Origin of the sequence: Conexibacter arvalis, assembly GCF_014199525.1 — a bacterium.
Taxonomy (GTDB): Bacteria; Actinomycetota; Thermoleophilia; order Solirubrobacterales; family Solirubrobacteraceae; genus Conexibacter; species Conexibacter arvalis.
Genome location: NZ_JACHNU010000002.1, coordinates 48,938 through 65,514 on the forward strand (window position 1 = coordinate 48,938; position 16,577 = coordinate 65,514).

Here is a 16,577-nt window from a genome sequence, read left to right on the forward strand (position 1 = left end):
TGGTTCTCGTGTGGTGATGGTCAGCCGCGCCCGGCCGCCAGCTCGCGGGCCAGCTCGAGCGGGCGCGGGTCGATCCACGCGTCGACGTCGAACGGCTGCGCGATGAAGCCGTGCGCGAGCAGGTGGTCGTGCTGGCTCTGCAGCACGGCCGCGGTGTCGTCGGGAAGCGCGACGTCGAGCGCGTCGGTGAGCGTGTCGCCGTAGCTCGCCTCCAGCAGCGCGGTCGGCAGCTGCAGGCGGTGCGACAGCAGCCGCGCCGACTCGTCGCGGTGCTCGCGCGACCACGCCGCCGCCTCCAGCAGCCGCGCGATCACGCGCGCGACCAGCTCGGGCCGCTCGCGCGCGAGGGCGCCGCTGACGGTCAGCGTGTCGGGGACGCCGTTGTTGACGCGCGCGATCCGGTCGGGCTGCTCGGCCTGGTCGAAGACGATCCGCGCGCCGGCCAGCCCCTGCAGCTCGAGCGCGTGGGTGCTCTGCGACGTGACCGCGTCGACCTCCCCGCGCACGAGCGGCCCGAGCACGGCGCGCTGGAAGTACCACTTGTCGTGCAGCGCCCAGCGCAGCCGGCCGCGCACGTCGGCGTGGTCGCTGTTCGGCAGCACGTGGTCGGGCTCGTCGACCTCGACCAGCTCGACGTCGTCGAAGCTCAGGTCCGCCGATCTCAGCGCCTCGGCGTAGACGCGCAGCGTCGAGGCGCGCCAGAAGTCGACGGCGGCGCCGTCGCGGCGTGGCACGAGCAGCCGGCGTCCCCTCAGGTCGGCCGCCCGCTCGATCCCTGACGCCGGCAGGGCCAGCACGGGGTACGGGACGCGCGTCCACGAGACGCCGATGACGACCGTGTCGGCGCCGCGGGCGCGGGCGACGATCGCGGGCACGTTGCCGCCGTGGCGGAACGAGTTGGCCTTGCGGTGAGTGAAGTGCGACTGGTGAGTCGCCGGATCGGGCGAGGAGGCGATCGGCAGCCACGACAGCCCGCTGCCGTCGAACTCGCGCTCAAAGGCCCCGGTCGCGAGCGCCAGCTCGAAGGCGGTCGGGATCGGGCAGCGCGTGTACCAGAGCTCGTCGTCGGCCGACGGGATCGTGCGGTCGAGGTCGAGGCCGGCGGTGGTGGCGGTCATGCGCTGCTCCCTTCGTTGGCGGTGTCCGACGGGCGGTCGGCGGTGGCGGCGAGGCGGGCGCGCGCGGCGGCGATCAGCGGGCGGACGCCGCCGGCCGCGGAGATGCGGTCGCCGAGGACGGCGAGGACGAGGATCACGCCGGTCACGACCTGCTGCCAGAACGACTGGACGCCCGCGATCGAGAGGCCGTTCTGCAGCACGCCGATGAAGAGGACGCCGAAGACGGTCCCGCCGACGCCGCCGGCGCCGCCCATCAGGCTCGTGCCGCCGAGCAGCACCGCGGCGGCGGCCTGCAGCGCGATCGCGTTGTCGACCTGCGGGCTGGCGGCGCCGATGCGACCGACGGCGATCAGCGCGGCGATCCCGGCGCAGAGGCCCGAGATGCCGTAGACGACCACGGTCGTGCGGACGGTGCGGATGCCGGCGAGCCGCGCGGCGACGCGGCTGCCGCCGACGGCGTAGATGTCGCGGCCGAGGTAGGTGCGGTGCTGGATCCACAGCGCGACGAGCAGCGTCGCGGCCATGATCCAGATCGGGGTCGCGATCCCGAGGATCGAGCCCATCCCGATCTCGCGCAGCAGCCTCGCGGTGACGAACTGCGTCTCCGTCTGCGACCAGAGGCTGACGATGCCGGTCAGCGCCGTCATCGAGCCGAGCGTCACGACGAAGAACGAGAGCCCGAGGCGGCCGATCAGGAGGCCGTTGACCCCGGCCCCGACGAGCCCGCCGAAGAGGACCGTCAAGACGATCGCGACGCCGGGCGGGGCGCCCGCGCCGAGCGCTCTCGCGAGGAAGACGCCGGCGAGCGCGACGATCGCCGCGGCCGACAGGTCGACGCCGGCGCTGATCAGCACGAACGTCATCCCGAGCGCCAGCACCCACAGGATCGAGACGCCCGTCAGCAGGTTGCGCAGGTTGGTCGCGTCGAGGAAGCCCTCCTGCGTGACGCCGAACAGCAGGAACAGCGCCGCCAGGATCAACAGCACCGGGCGGAAGCGGTGGGTGGCGGCCCAGGCGCGGCGGGGCAGTGCGGCAGTCATGCGTGTCCTCCTGCGAAGCGGGCGACGGCCTCCTCGGAGGCCTCCTCTGCGGTCAGCGACGCGACGACCTCGCCGCGCGCCAGCACGACGATGCGGTCGCACAGGGCGAGCAGCTCCTCGGTCTCGGAGGAGCTGACGAGCAGAGCGGCGCCGTCGGCGGCGGCCGCGCGCAGCAGCCGGTGGATCTCGGCCTTCGCGGCGACGTCGACGCCGCGCGTCGGCTCGTCGAGCAGCAGCACGCGCGAGCGGGCGGCGATCCACCTGCCGAGCGCGACCTTCTGCTGGTTGCCGCCGCTGAGCGTGCTGACCGGCGCTGCCGGCGAGGCGGCGACGATCCGCAGCGTCGCGATCGCCTCCCCGACGAGCGCGCGCTCGGCCGCGCCGCCGGGCGCGCGCAGGCGGCCGGCGTCGCGCGTGGCGACCATCGCGAGGTTGTCGGCGACCGAGCGCTGAAGGACGAGGCCCTGGTGCTTGCGGTCGGGCGGCAGGTAGCCGACCCCGGCGGCGATCGCCGCGCGCGGGTCGCGCGCCCGGAGCGCGCTGCCGTGCAGCTCGACCGTCCCGCTCGCGGGCAGCGCGCCGAAGATCGCCTCCAGCAGCTCGCTGCGCCCGGCCCCGACGACGCCGGCGAGGCCGACGACCTCGCCGGCCGCGACGTCGAGGTCGACCTCGCGCAGCAGGCCGGGCGCGCCGACGCCGCGCAGGCGCAGCGCGGGGACTGAGGCAGTGGTGGTGGTGGTGGATCCGGCGGTGGCGGCTGCGGGCCGCGTCGCGGCGCCGCTGCGGGCGCGCGCTCGCTCCGCGACGGCCGGGCCGACCATCGCCTCGACGATGCGGTCGGCGTCGAAGTCGGCGATCGGGCCGGCGGCGACCGTCTCGCCGTCGCGCAGCACCGTCAGCTCGTCGGCGAGCGCGAGCAGCTCGGGCAGACGGTGGGAGACGAAGATCGTCGAGACGCCGCGCGCCCGCAGCCGCCGCACGGCGGCGAACAGCGCCTGCACCTCGTCGTCGCCGAGCGAGCTGGTCGGCTCGTCGAGGATCAGGATCCGCGCTTCCTGCGACAGCGCGCGGGCGATCTCGACCATCTGCTGGCGGTCGGGCCGCAGCCTGCCGACCGGCGTCGCGGGATCCTCGTCGAGGCCGAGGCTCGCGAGCAGCTCGGCGGCGCGCGCGTTGGAGGCGCGCCAGTCGATCCCGCGCACGCGGCGGCGGACGAGCCGGCCGCCGAGGAAGACGTTCTCCGCGATCGACAGGTCGGGCGCGAGCGCCGTCTCCTGCGAGACCATCGCGATCCCATGGCGCAGCGCCGCCAGCGGGCTGGTCAGCGCGATCTCGGCGCCGTCGAGCACGATCCTGCCGGCGTCGGGGCGCTGCTGACCGGAGAGGACGCCGAGCAGCGTCGACTTGCCCGAGCCGTTGGCGCCGATCAGCCCGTGGACGACGCCCGGCCGGGTCAGCGCCAGCCGCGCCCCGCGCAGCGCGTGGACGCCCCCGAAGCGCTTGCGGACGTCGTCGAGCAGCAGCTGGGGCGCGCCGTGCGGCGCCTCCGCCCCGCGCGCCGTCGCCGCCGCGCCGGTGGCCGCGCCCGTCGCCGCCGCGCCGGACGCCGAGCGGGCGCTCGCCTCCGTCGCGCTCATGCCGCCGCCTCCGCGCGCACGCGGCGGCCGCGGATCGCGTCGATCAGCGCGAGCGGGTCGCTCGGCGCCCCGGTCCCGCGCCAGGCGACCACGTGGTCGGGTCGCACGAGCACGAGCGGCAGCTCGTAGGCGGCGCGCGCCGCCGGCTCGTCGAGCGCGACGACCTCCAGCGGCAGGCCGGCCGCCTCCGCGGCGGTCGCGACCGCCGCGACGTCGGCGGGATCGGCGCCGAGGTCGAGCAGCGTGAACCAGTCGCCGAAGCGATCCGACAGCGGCGTGCCGTCGGCCAGCCACAGGTGCGGCGCGCGGTGGCCGGGCGCCGACGACGGCGTCACCCGCTCGGGGTCGAACGGCGGCGCCGGCGGGCCGTCCTCCTGCGCGACGACGATCGGCGAGTCGGGGAAGCGGTGGTCGAAGACGATGCCGTCGCTGCCGGCGGAGAGGATCGCCGCCAGCTCGGCGCCAAGCTCGGCGCGCTGCGCCTCGCCCTCCGGCCCGTCCTGCTCCAGCGCCGTCAGCGCCTCCAGCCGCGCGCGCAGCTCGGCCATGCCGGCCGCGCTGGCCATCGTCGCGTCGGCGAGCCGGTGGGCGACGGCGGCGCGCTCGTGGGCGTAGGCGTCGAGCAGCGTGTCGCCGCCCCACCCCTGCACGACGGCGGCGAGCGCCCAGCCGAGCGTCGCGGCGGCGGCGATGCCGGAGTTGAGGTTCTGGCCGAGGTGCGGCGGGAAGGCCTGGACGGCGTCGCCGACGAGCAGGATGCGTCCCTTGCGCAGCGTCTCGGCGACCCGCTTCTGGACGAGGTGGGTCGAGACCGAGACCGCCTCCAGCACGATCTCCGGGCCGACGCCGAGGTAGCGGCGGGCGGCGTCGAGCAGCTGCGCCGCTTCGAGCGTGACCTCGACCGGCGTCGGGCCGATCCCGACGCGCCACAGCTCCGGCTCGAACGGCGAGATCAGGCCGTGGACGTCGGCGTTGAAGACCATGAAGAGGACGGCCGGCTCGACGCCGAGCGCCGCGAAGCCGCCCGGCAGACGGAAGACGAAGTTGTGGTAGCGGCCGAGCGGCTCGTCGGCGACCATCTCTATGCCGGCGCTGCGCCGCACGGCGCTGCGTCCGCCGTCGGCGCCGACGACCCATGCGGCCTCGACCGACCGCCGCTCGCCGTCGGGCCCGACGACCTCGACGGTCGCGGAGTCGGCGTCCTGGCTGACCTCCGCGACCTCCCACCCGAGCGCGATCCGCGCGCCGAGCTCGAGCGCCCGCTCGCGCAGGATGCGGTTGACGTGGTACTGCGGGAGGTCCTGCGGCGGCTCGGAGGCGAGCTCCCACCACGGCGCGGCCGGGCTCCAGGTCGGGCGGCCGGCGCCGAGCGGCGGGCACAGCTCCGCCCCGGCGACGCGCGTCGCGACGACGGTGCCGCGATGCCACGACTGCGGCAGCGTCTGCGCGGAGCGGAAGGCGCCGGCGACGCCCCACCGCCGGCACAGCTCCAGCGTGCGGATCGAGATGTTGCGGGCGCGCACGTTCGCGGTCTGGATCGCGCGGCGGCGCTCGACGATCAGCGGGCGCACGCCGCGGCGGGCGAGCTCGAGCGCGAGCGCGGAGCCGACCGGTCCGCCGCCTGCGACCAGCACGTCGACCCGCGCCGGCGGCGCAGTGAGTTCATTCATGGTCACGGTGAGTACGTCGATCAACTCACGGTGAGGCGCCGGTCCGTCCGACCCCTCACGGTGAGTGCACGAGCGATCACCCTAGCACAAACTCGACAATCTTGATCGCTTTTATCGGAATAGTCACCGGACGGCGCCGCCCCGCCGCCGCCCGTCAGATCACGTGGTTGGTCGCCGACGGAGCGACGCCGTTGAGCACGAAGTTGCCGACGTGGATGTACTTCCAGCGGTTGGGGTCGTGCAGCGTGTGCGTGCGCGCGTTGCGCCAGTGACGGTCGAGCCCGTGCTTGGCGTCGACGCCGCTGGAGCCGGCCGACTCGAAGATCGCGGTCGCCACCTCCAGCGCGACCTCGCCGCCGAACGCCTTCGCCTCCGCGACCCCCAGCCGCGCGGCTGTGACAGCCGCCTCGCCGCCTTCGTCGCGCGCGACGTCCATCAGCTCGGCGGCCCGCCGCAGCAGCTGCTCGGCGGCGTGGACGAGCGTCGTCAGCCGCCCGTAGTGGAGCTGGGTCGCCTGCTCGTCGGCGGCTCGCTCGACCTCAGCGTCGGGCCACGGCCGCGCCCGCGTGCGCACGAACGCGATGCCGTCCTCCAGCGCCCCGCGCGCGATGCCGACGTCGATCGCCGCGTGCTGCAGCTGCGGGAAGGCGCCGGAGATCGTCGGCCTCGGCGCGGCCGGCGCGAGGCCGTAGTCGAGCACGTGCTCGTCCGGGACGTGGACCTCGTCCAGCGTCGTCGTGCCGCTCAGCGTCGAGCGCTGGCCGAAGGCGGTCCAGTCCTGGTCGACGGCGACCCCGGGCGCATCGCCGGGCACGTAGGCGAAGACCAACTCGCCGTCGTCCTTGGCCGCGAAGACGGCGATCCAGTCGGCCCCGAGCGCGCCGGTCGAGTAGTACTTGGCGCCGTTGAGCCGCCAGCCGCCGGCCGGGTCGCGCGTCAGCCGCGTGCGGTAGTCGCGCGCATGCTTGGTGCCGCGCTCCGACAGCGCGTTGCCGAACCGCCTGCCGGCGACCGCCTCGCCGAAGAAGAACGCCTGCTGCGCCGGCGTCCCGAAGCGCCGCACGGCGTCGACGAAGGCGACGTGCGGCTGGACGATCTGCACGAAGGCCGGATCGGCGGCGGCGAGGATCCGGAAGACCTCGGCGATCACGACGTGCGAGGCGCCGACCCCGCCGTGCTCGGCCGGGACCGACAGCGCGAGCAGCCCCGAGCGCCGCAGCAGCTCCAGCTCCGCGTGCGGCAGCGCGTGCTCGCGGTCGCGCGCGACCGCCCCGGCCCGCACCTGCTCGGCGACCGCATGCGCCGCCGCGACCGCCCGATCGCCCGAGGCGAGGCGGGCGACGGTCGCGCCGGCCGCCGTTCCGTCCGCCGCGGTCGCGGCGTCCGCCGTTGGTGAAGTCATGTGAGAGAAGCTCCCTGCGTGGCAACTTGACTATTCCGGTCAATATAGGCAAGTTCGCAGACAGTCGCCGGCCGGCCGGCGGCGCGCGCCGGCCTGGTGGCGGTTCGACGGTCGCCTCAGACCCGCTCGGCGATTTGCGGGTAGTGGACGACGAGGCCGTCGTCGTCGAGCTCGAGCTCGGCGGCGAAGCCGGTCGGCTGGCTGAATGCGACGCGGCCCGGGGCGAGGTGCTCGTAGCGCTGGCGGTCGGCGTGGACGGCGAGGTCTGGCACCGAGACCCACGCCATCGTGAAGTCGTGGGCGCCGCGCGCGCGGTCGAGCGCGTGGCGGCGGATCGGCATCAGGTTGGTCAGCGGGCAGAGGCCGAGGTCGCAGTCGAGCGCCTCCGGCCCCAGCGCGGCCGCCGCCTCGGCCGTGAAGCCGGGCGCCGCCAGCCCGGCCGCCGCAGCCTCCGCGGCGAGCCCGGGCGCCGCGAGCGCGACCTCGCCCTCCTGCTGGGCGTTGCAGTGCCAGCGACCCGTTTCGTCGCGCAGCAGGTCGATCGAGCGCCGCCAGTTCTCGCCGGCGGCGGCGACGCGCAGGTGGCGGGTGGCGAAGCCCGGCCCGGTCGCGTCGAGCGCGTAGTCGAGCCGGTACGGCAGCCGATGGGAGCCGAGCTGCGTGCCGGTCGCGCGCAGGCCGTCGTCGCCGATCTCGACGCGCGCCGCCTCCGCGGTCCACTCCTCCAGCCCTCGCCACAGCACCATCCGCCGGATCACGCCGGCGATCATCGCAAACCGCCCGGCGCGCTCCGCGCCAGGCGTCGGCCTCCCACGGGCGCGGCGCGCCGGCGCCGAGCGCACCGGCGCCCGCGACCGGCTCAGCGGCGGATCGCGACCGGCGTGCCGGCCGGGACCCGATGGGCGAGCCAGCTCACGTCGGCGTTGGCGACGCGGATGCAGCCGTGGGAGCGCGCGCTGCCGAGCGGGTCGTTGAGGCTGAGGCCGGCGCGGCCGTGGATCGCGACGCGGCCCGGTCCGCCGCCGTAGTTCTCCAGCACGTTGGAGAGCGCGGTCAGCGACAGCGCCCACGGGCCGAGGAAGGCGCCCGGATCGGGCTGGCGGTTGCGCTCCCAGATCGCGAACAGGCCGTGCGGCGTCGGCGTGCCGGGCGCGCCGACGACGGCGCGGAAGCGGCGCACCACGCGACCGGCGCGGCGGACGGTGACGAGGCGGCGGGCGGTCGACACGTCGATCCAGTACCGGGTTCTCCGCAGCTGGACGTAGTCGGCCCGGATCCACCCCCTCGTGCCGTTCGGGCGGATCGGCAGCACGACCTTCAGCCAGCGGCGGCCCGCCTGGTCGCGCTTGCTGCGCAGCACCAGCAGCACCTGCGCCTGCCGCGACCAGCCGGTCGCCGTCGGCACCCGCCAGACCGCTCTCGCTCCCACGTCCGGCGCCGCCCGCGCCATCACCGGCGCGACGATCTTCGCCACGGTCGCGCCGCGGCGTGGGATCGGCCTCACCGGGGCGTCGGTGCGCGCGGCGGCGATCCACGCGCCGGCGGTGGGAGCGGCCGGCACGCCGGTGGCCGGCGCGGACGCGGACGCGGCGGTCGAAGCGGTCGCGGCGAGGAGGCCGGCGAGGGCCAGCAGCGCCGCGGCGCGCGCGGCGATGATCGCGGTCGTCGAAGTTCGGGACATCCATCTGCTCACGGTCGGGAGTGCTCGCTTGATCGTCGCGCAAAGCGCCGCGCCGCCCCTCCCCGATCCCCGCCCGGGCTCCCGACCGGCTTCCGGCGCGCCGCTCGTTTCCATCGACCGCGAACGGGTATCGCCAGCAGATGACGCGCGACGGCAGCGACGTCGACCAGGCGGTCGTGCGGCGCTCGATCGACACGATCCGGGCGCTCGCGATGGACAGCGTGCAACAGGCGAACTCGGGGCATCCCGGGACGGCGATGGCGCTGGCGCCGCTCGGCTACACGCTCTTCACCAGATTCCTGCGCTGCGACCCCGCCGCGCCGGAGTGGCCGGGCCGCGACCGCTTCGTGCTCTCCTCCGGCCACGCGGTGATCCTCCAGTACGCGCTGCTGCACCTGACCGGCTACGACCTGTCGCTGGACGACCTGAGGCAGTTCCGCCAGTGGGGGTCGCGCACCCCCGGCCACCCGGAGCGCGGCCACACCGCCGGCGTCGAGGTCACCACCGGTCCGCTCGGCCAGGGCGTCGGCAACGCCGTCGGGATGGCGCTCGCCGAGCGCTTCCTGCAGGAGCGCTACGGCCGCCCCGGCGGTCCGAGCCCGCTCGACCACCGCGTCTGGGCGATCTGCTCCGACGGCGACCTGATGGAGGGCGTCTCGCAGGAGGCCGCGGGGATCGCCGGCCAGCTCGGGCTCGGCAAGCTCTGCCTCTGCTACGACGACAACCGCATCACGATCGACGGCACGACCGAGCTGTCGTTCAACGCCGAGGACCACCTGAAGCGGTTCGAGGCGCTCGGCTGGCACGTCCTCTCGGTCGACGACTCCGAGGACCTCGACGCGCTGCACGCCGCGCTCGCCGCCGCGCGCGAGGAGACGGAGCGGCCGAGCTTCGTCAAGATCCGCTCGCACATCGCCTATCCGGCGCCGAACGCCGTCGACACCGCCAAGAGCCACGGCTCCGCGCTCGGCGAGGAGGAGGTGCGCGCGACCAAGGAGGTGCTCGGCTTCGACCCCGACGCCCACTTCGCCGTCGACGAGGCGGTCTACCGCCACATGGACCTGCGCGAGCGCGGCGCCGCCGAGCGGGCGCGGTGGCAGGAGAGCTTCGACGCCTGGAGCGCCGCGCACCCCGACATGCGCGCAGAGTGGGACCGCGCCCACGCCGGCGAGCCCGAGCCCGGCTGGCGCGAGGCGCTGCCGACCTTCCCGGCCGGCGAGAAGCTCGCGACGCGCGCCGCCGGCAACGCCGTGATGCAGGCGCTCGCGCCGTACACGCCGACGATGATCGGCGGCGCCGCCGACCTCGTCGAGTCGACCCGCACGACCTTCGTCGGCGGCGGCCAGTTCGCGCGCGTCCACGCCGGCCGCAACGTCCCGTTCGGGATCCGCGAGCACGGCATGGGCGCGATCGTCAACGGCGCCGCCGCCCACGGCGGGATCCTCTCGCCGTACGGCTCGACCTTCCTGATCTTCTCCGACTACATGCGCGCCAGCGTCCGGCTCTCCGCGCTCTCGCGCCTGCCGGTCGTGTGGGCCTACACGCACGACTCCGTCGGCCTCGGCGAGGACGGCCCGACCCACCAGCCGGTCGAGCACTACGCCGCGCTGCGGGCGATCCCGCACCTCTGGTTCATCCGGCCGGCCGACGCGAACGAGACCGCCGTCGCCTGGCGCGTCGCGCTGGAGCGCGACGACGGCCCGGTCGCGCTCGCGCTCTCGCGCCAGGGGATCCCGACGCTCGACCGCGACAAGGTCGCCGCGGCCGACGGGCTCGCGCAGGGCGCCTACGTCCTGTGGGAGCCGGCCGGCGACGGCGACCCCGACGCGATCCTGATCGCGACCGGCGCCGAGGTCGGACCGACCTTGGACGCGGCGAGAGCGCTCGCCGACGCGGGCGTCCGCGCACGCGTCGTCTCGATGCCCTGCTGGGAGCTGTTCGAGGCCCAGGACGACGCCTACCGCGACGCCGTGCTGCCGCCGACGGTGCCGACGCGGCTGTCGGTCGAGCCGGGCGTGACGCTCGGCTGGTCGCGCTGGGTCGGCGACCGCGGCGCCTCGCTCGGCATCGACCGCTTCGGCGCCTCGGCGCCCGGCACCCGCGTGCTGGAGGAGCTCGGCTTCACGCAGGAGCGGATCGCGGCCGAGGCGCTCGCGCTGCTCGACCGCGTCGCATGAGGCGCCCGACGAAAGGACCGCGACCGCCATGACCGCGCCGACGACCTCCTCCCCGCTCCACCGCCTCTCGGCGCTCGGCCAGAGCATCTGGATCGACTTCCTCTCGCGCGCGGCGCTGCGCGACGGCACGATCGCCCGCCTGATCGAGCAGGACGCCGTCGTCGGCGCGACCTCCAACCCGACGATCTTCCAGAAGGCGATCGCCGCCGGCGACGCCTACGACGACCAGCTGCGCGAGCTGCGCGACGCCGACGCGAAGGAGGCGTTCTGGGCGCTCGCGACCCGCGACGTGCGCGAAGCCTGCGACCTCTTCCGCCCGATCTGGGACGGCAGCGCCGGCCGCGACGGCTACGTCTCGATCGAGGTCGACCCCGGCCTCGCCTACGACACGCTCGCGACCTTCCGCGAGGTGCGCCGGCTGCGCGACGAGGTCGACCGTCCGAACGTGCTGGTGAAGATCCCGGCGACGAAGCCCGGCCTCGCCGCGATCGAGGACGCGACGGCGGCCGGGATCTCGATCAACGTGACGCTGATCTTCTCGCTGCGCCGCTACGACGAGGTCGTCGTCTCCTACCTGCGCGGGCTCGAGCGCCTCGTCGCCGACGGCGGCGACCCGGCGCGGATCGCGTCGGTCGCGAGCTTCTTCGTCTCCCGCATCGACACCGAGGCCGACCGCCGCCTGGAGGAGGCCGGCGGCCCCGAGCGGCTGAAGGGCGAGCTGGCGATCGCCAACGCGCGGCTCGCCTACCAGCGCTGGCGCACCGCCTTCACCGGCGAGCGGTGGGAGTTCCTGACGAACAAGGGCGCGACGCCGCAGCGGGTGCTGTGGGCCTCGACCTCGGTCAAGAACCCCGCCTACCGCGACACCCGCTACGTCGAGGAGCTGATCGGCCCCGACACGATCGACACGATGCCGCTGGAGACGCTCGACGCCTTCCGCGACCACGGCCGCGCGGTGCCGCGGCTGGAGCTGGAGCTCGACGGCGCGCGCCGCGTCTTCGCCGAGCTGGCGGCCGCCGGCATCGACTACGACGACGTCACCGACACGCTCGAGCGCGAGGGCGTCGAGAAGTTCGCCGCCTCCTTCGACGAGCTGCTGGAGGGGCTGTCCGACAAGCGCGCGGCGACCGCCTGAGCGGCCGCGGAGGGGCGGCCGCGGCCGCGTGCGCGGGCTACTCCCCCAGGCGCTCGGCGCGCACGATCGTGTCGACCCGTCTGGTCGGCGCCTCGTCGCGGAAGGCGTGCTCGACCTCGCGCAGCTCGCAGGTGCGCAGCCGCCAGCCGTCGCGCGGCAGGTCGAGCTCGGCGACGACCTCCTCCAGCGTCGGCAGGTCGGCGTGGGGATGCGCGTCCGACGGCGCGTGGCCGATCACCAGCAGCGTGCCGCCGGGCGCGACCGCGTCGGCGGCAGCGCGCAGGATCCGGTCGCGCGGCAGCTCGACCGGCGAGTGCAGGAAGGTCGACGCGACGAGGTCGAAGCGGCCGGCCGGGAAGGAGAGGGCGAGGTCGTGCCGCTCCCAGCGGATCGCGTCGGCGGGCAGGCCGGCCGCCGCGGCCGCGCGCGCCGCCTGCTCCAGCGCGATCGACGAGATGTCGGCCGCGGTCACCCGCCAGCCCTGCTGCGCGAGCCAGATCGCGTCGGCGCCCTGGCCGCAGCCGAGGTCGAGCGCCGTCCCGGGCCACAGGCCGGCGACCTCGGCGGCCAGCGACCGGTTGACCTTGCCGCTCCAGCGGCCTCTCCCCTCGCGGTAGAACTCCTCCCACCACCGCGCCCGCTCGTTCCCGATCTCGGTCGTATCCATGGTCGTCAGCGTGGCAGCGGGGCCGCAGGTCGGCAAGGGCGCTTGCCGTCTTGGCAAGATGCGTGGCCTCGGGACGACGCGCTACTCCTACTTCCCCGCACCGTTCGCGCCGACCCGTATCGCGGTGCCGAGCACTCGTCGCTCAGTCCCCGCGCTCGGTCAGCTTCGCCGCAATGGGAATCCACAGCAAATAGCAAATTCCGAGCGATGCGACGAAGATCGCCAATCCCGGGATGCCTCCGACGCCGTCCAGTACCGCCACGGCTCCCCCCACGACAACCGGCGGCACGTCGCGCACGACCGTTGTGTCGAATCTCGCCATCCCTCTCGCAAGCCGAGTCATCGACCGCAAAGCTCCTTCATCCACCCCCACGCGCCGGACACATCCTGCCATGCCGGATCGCTTCATCTCCCACGCGCCGATCCCGCGCGACGGTAGCGCCCCACCGCCCATTCGTTGATCGGCCACGTCAGAGGTCCGCGACCATCACGACAACAGCCACCAACGCAATCCGCACTGTGACCGGAAGCGCTTCGGCCACTGTCCACAGGACCAGTCCAAGGACGACGATCGCGACACGCACTGCCCAGCCGGTCGCCACCAACGCGACGGCCGGTGCCTTCCGCGCGTAGTCATCCGGACCACGCTGCATAGCGAACGTGGCGATGCGCCGCGCGATCTCATCGGCCTCCTGATCGGTCAGCAACGCGACGCCCCGACCGCCGCCCCGTCCACCGCACAACCATCGTCCCGTCGCGCGTGAGGTCGAGCTCGTCACGTTCGGCAAAGGACGTGACGGCATCATTGCGCGCGGGTGCGCCTGCGGTGCGAAATGCCTCGGGAGCCCGCGCCATGATCGCTTCGAGCACCAGCACCCGGGTCAAGCGCAACTCGGCCTCCTGCTCATGCTCGCTCAACCGCAGCCATCGAAATCCGAGGCTCTGCTCGTCGACCCCATGCTGACCCGCCGGATCGGTCCGATGCACGCCTTCTGCCGGATGGACGCGGAAATGCCGGAGACGCTTTCGCTCCATCTCAGTCGAGGATGGTGAACGTGAACATGGCTACATCGTCACTTCGAAGCTGCGGCCGGCACGGCCCCGTGCCTCGCCGGCACAGCGGCGATGATGAACGATCCGGCCGCAGCCACCAAGAGCGCCACTCCAACGAACACCCAGTGAAATTTCCACCCGCACAACAATAGACACATTATCGCGCTGAATCACTTCCGAGCACGACCAAGCGGTCGCCGCGACGCACATCTCCTAATCACAGACACTTCCGCGACGTCGCTTTATCCATGAGGATTCTGCGCCGCGCTATCGCGGTCACATGCAAAGTAGACCGCAACTGGCAAAAGCGACGCCAGCATTGCCTTGAAGGGTTGCGTGACGGAAAGCACATCCGCAACGAGCAACACCGCCCCCGAGACGCCGACGACCGTCCCGAGGATGTGCGCCGGCTCGATGCCCCGGCAGATCACGACCGCCGAGAAGATCACGAACGCCGCGACGGTGACCCAGGGCGTCGTCCACACACCTACGCCTACACCGATCACGACGAACAGCGTCGTGAGCACCCACGCAGGGGTCGATCTCGCAGTCTCGATCATTCCAATACGAACCCGACCGGTGTACAGCTCATTGCGATCCTTCCGACCTGACGCGCAGACGGCACGCTCTCGCGGCTTGCCGCGCTCAGCTTCCACCCAAAGCAAGCTGCCCAGCTAATACCAGTCGCCCCACGAGCGACTTTGACGAGTCTCTTACCGGCTGACCACGCCTGTTTTCCCTTCCTCACCATCCATCTCGCAGCTTTGCCTGCTTTCCGCATGCTCTTCTTGGCCACTTCAGGGCACGGCAGTTTCTTTCCAAACACCTTGACGCATCTGCCGTCGAGGTCGTTCAAGTTGACCGGGTCTTGCAGCGCGTATTCGTAGTCGTTCGCTGACCCGCCGTCGATCGGGTCGACCTGCAGGAAACGCCCGACAGCCGGGAGGTAGACGCGGACACCCATCTCCATCGGCGGCGCGGCGCCCTCGAACTGCTCGAACTCGGTGGTGCTGATGCGATCCGAGCCACCCATAGCCGGCCACGCCCTTGGTCCAGTCGAGCACATTCGGAGCCGGCGAGATCACAGCGCCGAAGGGGTTGTAGCTGGTGCTCGCACCCGGCGAACCGACGGGCGGAGCGGTCGCGACGATGCTGCCATGGACGTCGCGCAACTGGAACGCGAGCGTCGCACCGTCCTTGACCGCGACGAGCTGCCCGCTCGGGCCGCCGATGTTGCGGACTGTGGTGCTGTCGCTGCGGGTCGTGGCCACTGGCGTATCTGAGTCGTCGGCGTAGCGATGTCTGGAAGTCAGCGCGAGAATCGAGCCACCGGTCGAGACGACCGACGAGGTCCGCCCGAGAGGATCCCGATCGTAGGTGTGGGAGCGCCCGTCGAGCGTCAGTTGCCGCACGAGGTCATCAGCGTAGTAGACGGCTCTCAGCGCACCTCTGCTGCCGGAGTCGGGTGCCGGGACATCGGTTGCGCGCCCGTACGCGTCGTGTCTCCACCCCATGTTGGTGATGCGGTTCGCGTTGTCGTGCGTCCATGAGCGCGACGTGGTGGCGCCCGTGCCAGGCGTAACACTCAGGCTTCCACGGGCCTCGAGGCATGCGGCTATTCATGCCCCGACCAGAAGGGACGAGAGTTTCGTCCATCCTCACGACATCCAACGCCCCACTGCGCGTCGCGTCGCCGTGACGGGAGGACCGAGGATCAGAGCGCCGATCAGCATAAAGCCCAGCGGGATCGCGATCAGCAGACTCAAGCCAAGCCGATCCATACCCATCATAGTGAGGATTCCGAGAAGGGACGGAACGATCCAAGTCGCGTGTCCCAAGGCGACATAGATGACGGCGCGTACCGGATGTCCGTCCGCGTTAGCGTCGGAGGCATCGATACGGATAACGTCTTGAAGGCCCGGGCGCCACGCCTCCTCCTCGTCGGCATTGAGCCACACCGCCACGCCATTCCACGGTGTCTCCAGCTCAAGCCTCATGCGACCGTCGAAGCTCCGGATCTCTACGCAGTCAACTCTTTCATGAGCGAGATCCCAAACAATCTCGCCCGTGCTACCACCGGTGACTTCGTCACCATCGGCACACAACTGCCAACGAGCGGCGAACGCCTGTGCGTGGTCTGCGTTCCTGAATTCGGCGAAGACCGTCGCGCCGGACTCCTCTCCAAACGTTCTCAGCAACGAAGAGAAGAACGCCCCCCTCCTGCCGGTGCCGTTCGGCGCGATTGCGACTCCACCATCGCACGCCGAGACGCTCCGGCAAAAGCGTGAGCGGATCACCCGCGCCCATCTCTCTCGACACAAACGCAGGATGAGCACGATACTTAGAACGCGCTGAATTCACGATCGTTCATCCTCCCGTCACACACGAGTGAAAACGCCGAATGTCGAAATTGATCTGGCCGCCTTCATGACGCCGTTCAGGTCCCGAAACATGCGCTTCAGGTAATGCTGGCGCTTCCGTGCCGCGTTGGGACCGGAAACGGTCGCGATCTTACGGATACGGCGGGCGTTTCGCTTGAGGGCGTCCGTTCTGGCCAACAACTGGCGTCCCGCGTCGAGCGCTGCGCCTATGACGCCACCCCATACAGTGCCGGCGACGCATCGTCTAAGCACCTTCTTCATGGAGTCCTGCGCTCTGAATATCCACGAGTTCTTCACCGCTTGCTCAATGCTAGCTCAAGGGTTCACTATCGCGCCGCTGAGATCGTTCACGTTGACCGGGTCCTCCGGTCCATACTCGTAGTCGTTCGGAGACCCGCCCTCGACCGGATCGACCTGCAGGAAACGCCTGACCGCCGGGAGGTAGACACGGACGCCCATCTCCATCGGTGCGCCGGATCCTTCGAACTGTTCGACTCGGTGGAGCGCTGGTGTGCGCCGAGCCAGCCGTAGCCGGCAGTGCCTTGGTCCAGTCGAGCACGTTCGGTGTCGGAAAGGCACCGTGCCGAAGGGATCGTGTTCGCGGCTTGTGCGGGCC

The 16,577-nt window shown here is 72.5% G+C and carries 19 protein-coding genes; 3 read left to right on the forward strand and 16 right to left on the reverse strand.

The genetic code is table 11. The annotated features are described in order from the left end of the window. Nucleotides 1–20: 20 nt before the first annotated feature. The 7 genes from BDZ31_RS08790 to BDZ31_RS08820 all read right to left on the reverse strand — a co-directional run bounded on the left by BDZ31_RS08790 (nt 21) and on the right by BDZ31_RS08820 (nt 8,548). Entirely contained in the window at nt 21–1,118 is a 1,098-nt protein-coding gene (locus BDZ31_RS08790) for an ABC transporter substrate-binding protein (protein ID WP_183341191.1), read from the reverse strand. Continuing rightward, nucleotides 1,115–2,158 carry an ABC transporter permease gene (locus BDZ31_RS08795; protein WP_183341193.1) on the reverse strand — a complete coding sequence of 348 codons (1,044 nt, stop codon included), beginning with the start codon at nt 2,156–2,158 and terminating at the stop codon, nt 1,115–1,117. Before BDZ31_RS08795 ends, BDZ31_RS08790 begins: the two co-directional genes overlap by 4 nt. Further along, complete coding sequence (locus BDZ31_RS08800; protein ID WP_183341195.1) at nt 2,155–3,795, reverse strand: sugar ABC transporter ATP-binding protein; 1,641 nt, start codon at nt 3,793–3,795, stop codon at nt 2,155–2,157. The genes BDZ31_RS08795 and BDZ31_RS08800 overlap by 4 nt, the downstream gene beginning before the upstream one ends. Next, a complete protein-coding gene (locus BDZ31_RS08805; protein ID WP_183341197.1) occupies nt 3,792–5,465 on the reverse strand; it encodes an FAD-dependent monooxygenase in 1,674 nt (557 codons plus the stop codon). The genes BDZ31_RS08800 and BDZ31_RS08805 overlap by 4 nt, the downstream gene beginning before the upstream one ends. Nucleotides 5,466–5,619: 154 nt before the next feature. Next, entirely contained in the window at nt 5,620–6,867 is a 1,248-nt protein-coding gene (locus tag BDZ31_RS08810) for an SfnB family sulfur acquisition oxidoreductase (protein WP_183341199.1), read from the reverse strand. Nucleotides 6,868–6,983: 116 nt separating this feature from the next. Then, the gene (locus tag BDZ31_RS08815; protein ID WP_343075554.1) at nt 6,984–7,625 is read right to left on the reverse strand and encodes a putative glycolipid-binding domain-containing protein; all 642 of its coding nucleotides are present in this window, start codon (nt 7,623–7,625) and stop codon (nt 6,984–6,986) included. Nucleotides 7,626–7,726: 101 nt separating this feature from the next. Next, nucleotides 7,727–8,548, reverse strand: a complete 822-nt coding sequence (locus BDZ31_RS08820) for a L,D-transpeptidase (RefSeq protein ID WP_183341201.1) — start codon at nt 8,546–8,548, stop codon at nt 7,727–7,729. Between the two features lie 140 nt (nt 8,549–8,688). On the opposite strand from BDZ31_RS08820, the gene tkt reads away from it, so the two are divergent. Together tkt and tal are read left to right on the forward strand one after the other, a co-directional pair. Beyond that, nucleotides 8,689–10,725, forward strand: a complete 2,037-nt coding sequence (gene tkt, locus BDZ31_RS08825) for a transketolase (RefSeq protein WP_183341203.1) — start codon at nt 8,689–8,691, stop codon at nt 10,723–10,725. Nucleotides 10,726–10,753: 28 nt separating this feature from the next. Next, the gene (gene tal, locus BDZ31_RS08830) at nt 10,754–11,860 is read left to right on the forward strand and encodes a transaldolase (protein WP_183341205.1); all 1,107 of its coding nucleotides are present in this window, start codon (nt 10,754–10,756) and stop codon (nt 11,858–11,860) included. Between the two features lie 37 nt (nt 11,861–11,897). Here tal and BDZ31_RS08835 read toward each other — a convergent pair whose 3' ends face one another. The 7 genes from BDZ31_RS08835 to BDZ31_RS24510 all read right to left on the reverse strand — a co-directional run bounded on the left by BDZ31_RS08835 (nt 11,898) and on the right by BDZ31_RS24510 (nt 15,577). Further along, on the reverse strand, nt 11,898–12,527 hold the full coding sequence (locus BDZ31_RS08835) for a class I SAM-dependent methyltransferase (protein WP_183341207.1): 630 nt from the start codon (nt 12,525–12,527) through the stop codon (nt 11,898–11,900). 142 nt (nt 12,528–12,669) lie between these two features. Continuing rightward, nucleotides 12,670–12,849 (reverse strand): hypothetical protein, encoded by a 180-nt coding sequence (locus tag BDZ31_RS08840; protein WP_183341209.1) that lies wholly within the window; start codon nt 12,847–12,849, stop codon nt 12,670–12,672. Nucleotides 12,850–12,997: 148 nt separating this feature from the next. Continuing rightward, entirely contained in the window at nt 12,998–13,234 is a 237-nt protein-coding gene (locus BDZ31_RS08845; protein WP_183341211.1) for a hypothetical protein, read from the reverse strand. Further along, the gene (locus BDZ31_RS08850) at nt 13,209–13,562 is read right to left on the reverse strand and encodes a hypothetical protein (RefSeq protein WP_183341213.1); all 354 of its coding nucleotides are present in this window, start codon (nt 13,560–13,562) and stop codon (nt 13,209–13,211) included. The genes BDZ31_RS08845 and BDZ31_RS08850 overlap by 26 nt, the downstream gene beginning before the upstream one ends. Nucleotides 13,563–13,822: 260 nt before the next feature. Then, the gene (locus BDZ31_RS08855; protein ID WP_183341215.1) at nt 13,823–14,107 is read right to left on the reverse strand and encodes a hypothetical protein; all 285 of its coding nucleotides are present in this window, start codon (nt 14,105–14,107) and stop codon (nt 13,823–13,825) included. A gap of 29 nt (nt 14,108–14,136) precedes the next feature. After that, entirely contained in the window at nt 14,137–14,613 is a 477-nt protein-coding gene (locus tag BDZ31_RS08860) for an RHS repeat domain-containing protein (RefSeq protein ID WP_221242953.1), read from the reverse strand. Between the two features lie 625 nt (nt 14,614–15,238). After that, nucleotides 15,239–15,577 (reverse strand): hypothetical protein, encoded by a 339-nt coding sequence (locus BDZ31_RS24510; protein ID WP_221242954.1) that lies wholly within the window; start codon nt 15,575–15,577, stop codon nt 15,239–15,241. A gap of 42 nt (nt 15,578–15,619) precedes the next feature. On the opposite strand from BDZ31_RS24510, the gene BDZ31_RS24515 reads away from it, so the two are divergent. Continuing rightward, nucleotides 15,620–15,868, forward strand: a complete 249-nt coding sequence (locus BDZ31_RS24515) for a hypothetical protein (protein ID WP_221242955.1) — start codon at nt 15,620–15,622, stop codon at nt 15,866–15,868. A gap of 90 nt (nt 15,869–15,958) precedes the next feature. Here the strand turns inward: BDZ31_RS24515 and BDZ31_RS08870 are convergent, their stop codons facing one another. Together BDZ31_RS08870 and BDZ31_RS08875 are read right to left on the reverse strand one after the other, a co-directional pair. Then, the gene (locus tag BDZ31_RS08870; protein ID WP_183341220.1) at nt 15,959–16,258 is read right to left on the reverse strand and encodes a hypothetical protein; all 300 of its coding nucleotides are present in this window, start codon (nt 16,256–16,258) and stop codon (nt 15,959–15,961) included. An 18-nt stretch (nt 16,259–16,276) separates the two neighbouring features. Beyond that, on the reverse strand, nt 16,277–16,426 hold the full coding sequence (locus BDZ31_RS08875) for an RHS repeat-associated core domain-containing protein (RefSeq protein ID WP_183341222.1): 150 nt from the start codon (nt 16,424–16,426) through the stop codon (nt 16,277–16,279). Between the last annotated feature and the right edge of the window lie 151 nt (nt 16,427–16,577).

Excerpts from the sequence above, each read along its gene's own strand:
- BDZ31_RS08790 (WP_183341191.1), bottom strand. The coding sequence starts at position 1,118 with ATGACCGCCACCACCGCCGGCCTCGACCTCGACCGCACGATCCCGTCG.
- BDZ31_RS08795 (WP_183341193.1), bottom strand. The coding sequence starts at position 2,158 with ATGACTGCCGCACTGCCCCGCCGCGCCTGGGCCGCCACCCACCGCTTC.
- BDZ31_RS08800 (WP_183341195.1), bottom strand. The coding sequence starts at position 3,795 with ATGAGCGCGACGGAGGCGAGCGCCCGCTCGGCGTCCGGCGCGGCGGCG.
- BDZ31_RS08805 (WP_183341197.1), bottom strand. The coding sequence starts at position 5,465 with ATGAATGAACTCACTGCGCCGCCGGCGCGGGTCGACGTGCTGGTCGCA.
- BDZ31_RS08810 (WP_183341199.1), bottom strand. The coding sequence starts at position 6,867 with ATGACTTCACCAACGGCGGACGCCGCGACCGCGGCGGACGGAACGGCG.
- BDZ31_RS08820 (WP_183341201.1), bottom strand. The coding sequence starts at position 8,548 with ATGTCCCGAACTTCGACGACCGCGATCATCGCCGCGCGCGCCGCGGCG.
- tkt (WP_183341203.1), top strand. The coding sequence starts at position 8,689 with ATGACGCGCGACGGCAGCGACGTCGACCAGGCGGTCGTGCGGCGCTCG.
- tal (WP_183341205.1), top strand. The coding sequence starts at position 10,754 with ATGACCGCGCCGACGACCTCCTCCCCGCTCCACCGCCTCTCGGCGCTC.
- BDZ31_RS08835 (WP_183341207.1), bottom strand. The coding sequence starts at position 12,527 with ATGGATACGACCGAGATCGGGAACGAGCGGGCGCGGTGGTGGGAGGAG.
- BDZ31_RS08840 (WP_183341209.1), bottom strand. The coding sequence starts at position 12,849 with ATGGCGAGATTCGACACAACGGTCGTGCGCGACGTGCCGCCGGTTGTC.
- BDZ31_RS08850 (WP_183341213.1), bottom strand. The coding sequence starts at position 13,562 with ATGGAGCGAAAGCGTCTCCGGCATTTCCGCGTCCATCCGGCAGAAGGC.
- BDZ31_RS08860 (WP_221242953.1), bottom strand. The coding sequence starts at position 14,613 with ATGGGTGGCTCGGATCGCATCAGCACCACCGAGTTCGAGCAGTTCGAG.
- BDZ31_RS24510 (WP_221242954.1), bottom strand. The coding sequence starts at position 15,577 with ATGAGGCTTGAGCTGGAGACACCGTGGAATGGCGTGGCGGTGTGGCTC.
- BDZ31_RS24515 (WP_221242955.1), top strand. The coding sequence starts at position 15,620 with ATGAGCGAGATCCCAAACAATCTCGCCCGTGCTACCACCGGTGACTTC.
- BDZ31_RS08875 (WP_183341222.1), bottom strand. The coding sequence starts at position 16,426 with ATGGAGATGGGCGTCCGTGTCTACCTCCCGGCGGTCAGGCGTTTCCTG.